Source organism: Periweissella beninensis (genome assembly GCF_016908275.1).
GTDB lineage: Bacteria > Bacillota > Bacilli > Lactobacillales > Lactobacillaceae > Periweissella > Periweissella beninensis.
This window is the reverse complement of the sequence record NZ_JAFBDN010000038.1, coordinates 1-8969: the sequence shown is the minus strand read 5'-3', so window position 1 is coordinate 8969 and position 8969 is coordinate 1. Positions and strand designations below refer to the sequence as shown.

Here is an 8969-nt window from a genome sequence, read left to right as displayed (position 1 = left end):
TAATGCGAGTGATATTTTGAGATAATTATCCATGGAGATTTCCTTTCTGCTTGGTGGTGGTGGGTTATCTCTTTTTTTACACTTTTTTTAAAAAAATGCAAGAAAAAAAGATACCGATTAACATGACGACGTTATGTCTATCAGTACCAAAAAGTGTAGACCCAATTTTTTAACGACGACTGACTTGATCTGAAGTTGTTTTATTAGTTTTTGTACGAGGTTTAACCCTACTTTTTCCCCTTGATTTAGTAAGAGGTGCTGAATCTTAGGTGCCCCATAGATTCCCCGATTCGCCTTGAAAAGTTGGACAATCTTAATTGCCAAGTGTTGCCTCCGTAATTGAGTTTTGGAACGACGTCGATTGATCCGTTCATAATAACTTGATTCAGGGACACCAAGAAGTTGACAACTGAGCCTGACATTGAGTGCTAAAGTTTTAATGGTTTGAGTCATATCCGCAGCACTCACTTCTTTTTCTCGGCGAATATGGTCAATACTTTTTTTAAGATGTCTCGTTCTTCCTTAACTTTTGCTAGTTGTCTTTTTAATTCTAGAAAATCAGCTTTAGAAACTGAACTTTCATTAGACTTAAAGTAGAGGTCGATCCATTTATAAATTGTTACAGGAGACACGCTGTATTCTTTAGAAAGCTGTGTAACGGATTGCCCAGAATTATAGAAGTCAATAAGGGTTTCTTTAAATTCTTTTGAGTATCGTTTTTGCATGTTTTTTTCCTTTGTGTAAATTATACAATAATGACTCTAAGATTTAAGGATAACATCATATTATGGTTGCGTTTCGCCCTAGTAATGGTTGATGTTAAAGGGGCTGAATTCATTAGGCTAGAACAATTTTAACTAGAGATCGTTTGTCGTAATTATGTCTAGTTTGCATCCAGACTGTCTGCTAATTGGCGAGCAACCAACAACATCACGTCCTTAATTTGTTCTGGTGGTTCAGGATTACCTTGGCCTAACCAGACACGTAGAATATTGGTAAGACCACCTAGTTGAAAAGCCATCACATAATTCACTTGGGTAGGAGTACCCTGAACATGCCAGGGAGCTGCAAACTGTTGATAACGGGAGGTTGCTTTTTGCTGCCAAATTTCATTCATGTGATCAAATAAGCCTTGTCGGATCAATAATTGAATTAAATCTCGTTTTTGCCACCAAAAATCTAAAAAAATGTCAAAAGTAGTTTTTAGCATCATTTCCCCTATCTGCGGTTTCTGTTGGAGCAATTGTTCAAAGTACTGATCGAACAACTGATCACACAGGTAATTAATAACCGCTTCTTTATTTTTAAAAGAGTGATAGAACGTCTTTCGAGATAATTCGGCAGTTTGAGCAATTTCAGTAATAGAAATATCCTGAAAATTGTCTTTCGTCATTAAATTTATAAGGGCATCACATAACCATTGCTTTGACTGCTCAACCATACGCTGCTTTCCGTTCATTTTATTAACATCTCCTCTACTATCGGTAACAAATTATAGCAATCTGTAGCACTTAGCTAATAAGTATTGTTTTAATGTTTAGGACTAATTATACTAAAAGTCGTAAATAAATGTAACAAATGTTTCCTTTATATTCATCTGTTACCGAAAGGAGTGCTTGATAGATGTCAAAAGCTACTAAAATTATCAGTCTTATCGGGTTAACCATTGCGATGTTTATGGGCACCTTAGACAGTACTATCGTCAACATTGCTTTACCCAAAATTATGACCCATTTTAATGCCAGTCTAACTGATACAAGTTGGGTTGCCACCATCTATACGTTAGCCTTAGCCGTGTTTATGATCACTGGTTCAAAGATTGCCGATCGTTATGGTCGTAAAAAGATTATGTTATTAGGATTAGCCTTATTTGGTGGCTTTTCAGCGGCCTGTATGCTGGCAACATCGTTACCAGAATTGATTGCTTTTCGATTTTTTCAAGGGTTAGGTGGTGCCATTATCACCCCGATTGTCTTACCAATGGGAATTGAAATATTTGGCAAAGCACATATGTCCAAAATTGCTAGCGTTGTGGGTGCGGTAACGGCTTTAGCCGCTGCCGGGGGGCCACCGATTGGTGGTGTGATTATTGAATATGCTTCTTGGCGCTGGGTATTCGGCATTAATGTCCCCTTAACCATTGTAGCCTTTCTAATTATTGCTATGGGGGTAAGGGAATCATATGACGAATCCTTGGCGGGGAGAATTGATTTACCAGGAACCATTCTTTTAACACTAGGCTTGGGTGGTTTAAACTTTGGCCTACTAGAAGGCCGCCAATATGGTTGGCAGTCGGGCATCATCTTAGGAACACTCATTGGCGGCGTATTAGCTATTGGTTTGTTCATCTTTATCGAAAGTAAAGTCAAACACCCGTTACTTGAATTAGATTTGTTTCGTGAAAAAACCCTCACTGCTTCTAGTTTAGTTTACTTTTTAACCGGCTTTGCATTAGTTAGCCCCATCCTGATTTTAAATTACTTTTTACAAGACGTTCTGAACGGTACAGCGTTACATGCAGCCCTAATTATTATTCCAGTTTCCTTAACAATCATGGTAGCGATGCCTTTGGGAACTAAGTTATTTGATCAAGTTGGCGCAATTCCGGTTACTTTGATTGGCCTCTTAGTCATGGCAGCTAGTTTACTGCTCTTGTCGTTTATCACCACCACAACGCCTAAAGCTGTTATCATTACTTTTCTAGTGATTAACGGTGTTGGTTTTGGGTTCTCTTCGGTTTCGTTAGTGGCCTCAGTTAAGCATTTGCCAAAAAATAAAAGTGGGATTGGTTCGGGAATTGTTAACGCAGCGCGTCAGATTGGCACCTGTTTAGGAATTGCAATTCTAGTAACGATCCTTGATAATAATGTCAATACAGCTAAGCAGCATATTCATCAAGATGCCATTCAAATTGTTGATCGACAGCAATTATCACCCAAAGTAAATAAAGTGGCTCATCAACAATTAAATAGCCTATTTTCCACTACTGGATCAGCCAAATTAACAACTAAAAACAAACAGACGAACCTAAAACGTGCCCTTAAACAAGCAGCCAAATCTCAAGTTGATTTACCACAGCCCCAAAAGGGAACCGATCTTTACCAGGTCTACCAAGCCCAGAAAAAGTTAGCACTGGCTATTGACAACTTGAAAGCGGGCAACCAGCGACTAGCACTTACCTTAACCAAGTTAGAAGATCAAAATACCGCTATATCTAAACTATCAGTAGCTTCTCAAAAAATTAATTTGGGTAATCAGAAAATAAGCCAGGGTCAGAAAAAATTATTAGTAGGTCTCAAACAATTGGCACAAAAAGAAGCTTTAACGACAGCTTTGAGAAAAATTAAGCATACTAAGAATCGACAAATCAGTCAGGCCTTCAGCCATACCTACTTAGTAGGAGCGGTGATTGTTTTGATTCTGTCGCCGATTGCTTTGTTGACAGATCGTAAGCCATTAAAAAGTTGAACTGGGAGCTAGCCATTAACTTTAATACGGATTACTAGCTAAATCTAAAAGGGGCCTCGTATTCGAAGCCCCTTTTGGTATGGTGTAAACAGTTTTAAAATATATTGTTTTTAACTAATTTAAATCGTCGCTGTTGTGTGCGTTTACTAATCCCCGTCTTTCGTTCAATCATTTTATAGGTCATGCCCTGTTTTCGTAATTCGTAGGCAAATCTGATCTGTTCATCAGAATAAGTTTTCGGTCGACCCTCCCGAAATAACGGGTCATGTTGTTTGGCATATAACTTGCCTTCTTGTGTGCGCGTGACAATCATATCCCGTTCGAACTGCGCAAAAGCACTGAATATTGTAAAAATGAGCTGGCCAGTTGGTGTATTATCAATTGATCCCATGTTCAAAATATTAACTTTGATGTTCCGGCTAAACAGCTCTTGGATAATAGTTAAAGCCTCGCGTGTATTCCGTGCAAACCGATCCAACTTAGTCACAATTAAAGTATCATCTGTTTTTAGAGCTTGCAATAGTTTTTGAAACTCTGGTCGTTCAGTTGTCGTCCCAGTAAATTTTTCTTGAAAGACTTTTTCTGCTCCCGCCAATTTTAGTAACTCAATTTGATTTGCTAATTTTTGATCAGTGGTACTGACCCGTGCATAGCCATATTTCATTATGATTCACCTACTTTTAAGATAGATTCCAATTTGTCGTATGCGACAGGTGTTTTAGACAAATTTTGCTGTTTTGAGGTTCTTCGTGATAATTATCAAGTGTTCCCTTTAAGAATGGAATAAGCGTGTTTTGTAATAGTTCTATTGAACTTTTCAAAATAAGACCCTCACAATACAATTCTTTTCCATTTACGTACTTTGGTTCGGAAGTTAGTAAATGGTGCAACACTATTAATATGAATCCACTTATACAAAGGCCATTTTGCTTTCGTAGTTGCCCACTTTCGCTGTTCAGGTTCAAATAGCTCTTTATCAGTTAATGTCTCAATCCAAAGACATAAGTCAATCACTTTTTTATTTAACTGTTGCGTTTGTTCAGCCAACGTTTCTGTTCCATAAGTTTCATAAAACGACTGGTAGAGTCCACCTAAATTGTTCCATTTATAACCGTCAGCTGGTGTATGGACATCAATTCCGTGTTTCTCTTTTTCTTCCCAACCTAATAATAACGATAACCACCCTAACTGGTACGATAAATTTTCAGAAGGTGTTTTATCTACCTCTTCAATCCGTTTATTCCTCAGATTTTCTGGAATGTTCTCAAATTCAGAAATATATCTTTGGTAACGTTGTCCAATTTCTGTGATTAACTCGTCTTTGCTTGTGTAAGTTCTCATAATTAAGGTTTCTCCAATCTGATTTATGTTGCAAATTTGGTATTATTTGTAATAGCTTATGGCACTAAGTTGCGACGCGCTTCTAACCCTTTAATTATACAGCATCAAAAAAGAGGCCACAACTTTTCAGTTATGTCGCCTTTTTTTATTAATGAACGTAGTCATTCAAACCTGTAACTAATTTTTTAATCTCGTCACGAACCTTACGGAATTCTTGTAGTTGTTCTTCTAAAGTTCCTGTTGCTTGCGCTGGGTCAGATAAAGGCCAGTGTAAACCTTTTGTTTGCGGGGGAAGCATAGGGCATTTATCCTTGGCATCACCACATAAAGTAATAACTAAATCTGAAGTGTTAAAATAATTTAGATCAATTAATTTAGAGTAGTGGCTACTAATATCTACTCCATCTTCAGCCATAACTTTAACAGCATTTGGATTTAACCCATGAGTTTCAACTCCTGCACTCTCGATTTGAAAATCATTTGCCGGCAACATTTGTTTTGCATATCCTTCAGCCATTTGACTGCGACAAGAATTTCCTGTACATAAAAAATAAATTCTTTTCATTTTAAATCACCACCAATTTAATTTGTGTAACATCATTATACACAATAAAACTTAAATGCATCGTTTCAATACCTGTTAAGGTAGTATCACATTAATCATCAATAGGTAAATCACGCTTTATCCTGTATAATGGTTTGAGTAGAGAAGTTAAGGCGGTGGCTATTTCCGATCGGAGGTGGTTCTTATGGTATTAAACCTTTAAAGCCCATAAATCCTAACGAAAGGAGTAGCCTAAGTGTCCGTGTCGGACGCTTTACAATTAATGCTGGCTTTCGGTACCTTTATTGTGGCCTTAATCGCATTAATTGTTGAGCTGATCAAAAGTCAGCAAAAAAAATAACCGCCTTAGCTCTGGCAAGCTAGCGGTTATTTAAAATGTATAAATTTGTCACCGTCTTAAACGGCTCTACGTGGGAAGTCTTGTTACTGCAAGGCTTCCTTTTTTCTTTTCTGTATTCATTATAACATGCCTAGCCAAAATTGAGAAACAAAGTATTTATATGTCTCTATATAGAAACGCTTAACCATTCAATTTAGCCCTACATTTCAAGGGCTATTATATTATCTAAATAAAAAACAACCACTAACAAGCCAAGTTGATTCGTTAGGGGCTGTTTTAATGGGATTTTTAAGAAGTTATTGTTATATTATACCCCCTATAAAAGATCTCCATTAGGTAATGAATTAATATAATCTTTCATAAATTTAAAATCTGGGTAATTACTATTGTCAGTCATCATTGGTAAATTTATCAGCAAGTTTTTTAAACGCTCCGTACCTAATTTAAATCCATATCCAAACTGAGATTTTTGTTGTGATATAGCTGTCGCAAGAAATATTCCAACTTCTACAGTTAATGCCATATCTTTAGGAACCACATATCTTGTATCTCCTGACTTGTATCTCCTGAAAAATATGCTTCATATGGATGATAAAACGCATACCCAACACTTCCATTACGATTAACACTTATGACATTTCGTGCAAACTTCTTAGGTTGTCCATCCACTTTTTTAACAAAATCTGTCAATCCGTTGTTACGAGAAGAGGATCCAATAAATGGGATTTCACCTGTAAATCGATCCGTTTTAGGTAAATCACTTCCAGAATAAACGTTAGCAATATCCCCCAGTCTTACAAGACTCCATATTCTTGAATTTAAATTGATGGCCATTGCGTTTTGATTATTTGTTGTTTCAGTTAATGCTATTGTGGATTCTAAATACGCCTGCCTGATTTCGTTCATATAATTCCAATTAATGTGGCCATCTACTGTCGGTACGTCTATTTTAATATCTTTTAATCGTGAATTGCTAATTTTAAATCCATAAGCAAATTGTTCTTTAGTTTGTTTTTCAAAAATCACTTTTAAAAATAATCCCTCAGCCTCATTAATAACATGGCCATCTTTGGGACTTATAATAGTCACATCAGACGATGCAACAAATTCTTTATCGTTGAGTATGATAAAATGGTGGCATCAAATGATGAAACGAGGCACTAATACTGTGACTAACCAACCATTTTTTCAAAAGTTTACAACTGCAAATAAGCAACTTTATCAACAAAATATTGATTTGAGAAATGCTGTTTTAAGGGGGCCTCTCGGCAAATTAATTACACCTGAAGAAATAGTGATTGAGCAAAATAATCAGTTTTATGGCATTACGGTCGCTGATGTGTTGGTGGCAACATTTTCAACTTACCAAAAAGATACCGCTACCGTGCGATTAGTATCTTTTGCTGTCGATATGTCATATCAATATCAGCGACTCGGATCAAGCTTGTTTCGCTGGGCACTTGATGATTTCAAAAAGCAAGGCTATCAACAAGTCAGTTTGTCAGCGCGTGCCTCAGCGCATGAATTCTATTTAAAACAAGGGTTTAAAGACGTAGGGAACCCAACGACAAATCAATATCTTGGCGTAATAGACTTTGATATGCAGTATATGATTTAAACACGAAAAAAAGCAAAGAATGAAATTATCCTTTGCTTTTTTTATCGTGTTTTTCCCACTCTGAACGTAATAATGACCATTTGTTCATATCTGCAAATTTACCATTGTTGTATAAGATGTCCTCGCGTTTAGTACCATCCAAATGACAGTTAAATTTTTGAGCAACGTGATTACTAGCGCCATTATTAACGTCGACATTTATAATAATTTTGCGAGCTCTGGTGCAAAAATAATAAAAGGAGCGATTTAACCCTGTTTGATAATCATTTGCGGGCTAGTTTGCTAATAATTCGGTTAATGATTGTAACGCTGAAAAACCAAAGAGGTTAATTGCTCTTTGGCTTATTTTATGTAGCTGATGCATGACTTCAATACCACTTAAAGTTTTACTGACGGTGCGCATAGATTGAAACCCGCTAGATTTAACTAACACATGTTTAATCAGCCGATGATCTTGCTCGATCAGATTATTTCGATACTTAGAGCACTGGTGATTTCCTTTCGCCAATAATCCATTTTTAATTACTTGCTTAATCGCTTTTAAAGTTGCTCCATACTGATCGGTTACCAAACAATCTGGGCGACCGTAGGTCGTCAATAACCTTTTCAAGAAGTGGTAAGCGGATTGGTAATCTCGATGACGACGCAATTCAAAGTCTAATGTTAATTCATGATTGTCAATGGCTCGATAAAAGTAATACCAGCGCCCTTTAAAATAATTTTTCATCATAGCTACCTCGCTTTTTAGGCTAATTATACTCAAAATAAGTTTACCTGAAAACTTTTGCACCAGAACCATAATTATCAATCAGCCAGCAGGCAGAGGCCCTTAAGCAAAAATACTGAACTTTTCTTAAAGGCCTCTGTTTACTATGTGTTACCTATGGGTTAAACTATAGACAGAAAGTAAAAACACAGTTCGGTTGGTAGTCCGAACGTAGCGAAGCTATCAGTAACCTGCCTCCTTGGTTGTCCATCTTTCTTAATTAATTTTAAGGAGGATGTTTGATGTCTACTATCAAGGGATCATTAACATTAACAATTGTCTATGAACCACCGTTTTACAAAGCTATCTTCGAAAGACGCTTTACTTCCACTTATGAAGTTAGCCAAATTAACTTAGGTCCTTCGGAGCCTAAATTAACTTTGATTTACGATCTGGTTATTCATCATTGGAATGGAATTATCTTTTTCAAACAAACCGTTTGTGCTTCGTCTGTTTCTGAACGAAAGATCAGTCCTAAGCGTCTTCAAAGGTTAGCTAGAAAGAGTATTCAGCATGGTATCGGTACTAAAGCACAACAAACACTCCAAAAACAGTTGGAATGTCAAAAAGTAACTCGGCAACATAATAGACGTACTAAGAAGATCTTGGATCAAGAAAAAAGATATAAATTGCACCAGGCCAAGAAAATACAAAAACGCAAGGGACATTGAGAAGCTGGTGTAGAAAATTATATATGGTATTTCAGGGTATATAACCTTCAATATTGCGGCTCTTTGTCAAATGGTACTGATAGACTAAATAATTAAATTAATTTATTGGCTCTTTGTCAAATGGTACTGATAGACTAAATAATTAAATTAATTTATTAAGCAACTAATTCATAATTTGGATTAGTTGTTTTTTTGTAATT

The 8969-nt window shown here is 36.4% G+C and carries 10 protein-coding genes and 2 pseudogenes; 4 read left to right on the top strand and 8 right to left on the bottom strand.

What is annotated here, in order from left to right:
- Positions 1-165: 165 nt before the first annotated feature.
- Positions 166-725, bottom strand: a pseudogene (locus JOC59_RS08740) (IS3 family transposase); the annotation flags it as partial.
- 158 nt (positions 726-883) lie between these two features.
- Positions 884-1459, bottom strand: a complete 576-nt coding sequence (locus JOC59_RS08735; RefSeq protein WP_205144378.1) for a TetR/AcrR family transcriptional regulator — start codon at positions 1457-1459, stop codon at positions 884-886.
- Between the two features lie 164 nt (positions 1460-1623).
- On the opposite strand from JOC59_RS08735, the gene JOC59_RS08730 reads away from it, so the two are divergent.
- A complete protein-coding gene (locus JOC59_RS08730; protein ID WP_205144377.1) occupies positions 1624-3468 on the top strand; it encodes an MFS transporter in 1845 nt (614 codons plus the stop codon).
- 94 nt (positions 3469-3562) lie between these two features.
- On the opposite strand, the gene JOC59_RS08725 is transcribed toward JOC59_RS08730, so the two are convergent.
- From JOC59_RS08725 to arsC, 3 genes are all read right to left on the bottom strand, one after another.
- Positions 3563-4132, bottom strand: a complete 570-nt coding sequence (locus JOC59_RS08725) for a recombinase family protein (protein WP_205144376.1) — start codon at positions 4130-4132, stop codon at positions 3563-3565.
- Between the two features lie 167 nt (positions 4133-4299).
- A complete protein-coding gene (locus tag JOC59_RS08720; protein ID WP_205144375.1) occupies positions 4300-4809 on the bottom strand; it encodes a ClbS/DfsB family four-helix bundle protein in 510 nt (169 codons plus the stop codon).
- Between the two features lie 148 nt (positions 4810-4957).
- Entirely contained in the window at positions 4958-5374 is a 417-nt protein-coding gene (gene arsC / locus JOC59_RS08715) for an arsenate reductase (thioredoxin) (protein WP_205144374.1), read from the bottom strand.
- 262 nt (positions 5375-5636) lie between these two features.
- On the opposite strand from arsC, the gene JOC59_RS09500 reads away from it, so the two are divergent.
- Positions 5637-5714 (top strand): putative holin-like toxin, encoded by a 78-nt coding sequence (locus JOC59_RS09500; protein WP_076661461.1) that lies wholly within the window; start codon positions 5637-5639, stop codon positions 5712-5714.
- Positions 5715-6030: 316 nt separating this feature from the next.
- Here the strand turns inward: JOC59_RS09500 and JOC59_RS08705 are convergent, their stop codons facing one another.
- Positions 6031-6237 (bottom strand): hypothetical protein, encoded by a 207-nt coding sequence (locus JOC59_RS08705; protein WP_205144373.1) that lies wholly within the window; start codon positions 6235-6237, stop codon positions 6031-6033.
- Positions 6228-6839 carry a restriction endonuclease subunit S gene (locus JOC59_RS09495; RefSeq protein ID WP_338090196.1) on the bottom strand — a complete coding sequence of 204 codons (612 nt, stop codon included), beginning with the start codon at positions 6837-6839 and terminating at the stop codon, positions 6228-6230. The genes JOC59_RS08705 and JOC59_RS09495 overlap by 10 nt, the downstream gene beginning before the upstream one ends.
- A 19-nt stretch (positions 6840-6858) precedes the next feature.
- On the opposite strand from JOC59_RS09495, the gene JOC59_RS08695 reads away from it, so the two are divergent.
- Positions 6859-7332, top strand: coding sequence for a GNAT family N-acetyltransferase (locus tag JOC59_RS08695; protein WP_205144371.1), 474 nt, complete (start codon positions 6859-6861; stop codon positions 7330-7332).
- Between the two features lie 274 nt (positions 7333-7606).
- On the opposite strand, the pseudogene JOC59_RS08690 reads toward JOC59_RS08695, so the two are convergent.
- A pseudogene (locus JOC59_RS08690) lies at positions 7607-8044 on the bottom strand (DDE-type integrase/transposase/recombinase); the annotation flags it as partial.
- A 296-nt stretch (positions 8045-8340) separates the two neighbouring features.
- Here JOC59_RS08690 and JOC59_RS08685 point away from each other — a divergent pair.
- The gene (locus JOC59_RS08685; protein WP_205144370.1) at positions 8341-8769 is read left to right on the top strand and encodes a YjdF family protein; all 429 of its coding nucleotides are present in this window, start codon (positions 8341-8343) and stop codon (positions 8767-8769) included.
- Positions 8770-8969: the final 200 nt, after the last annotated feature.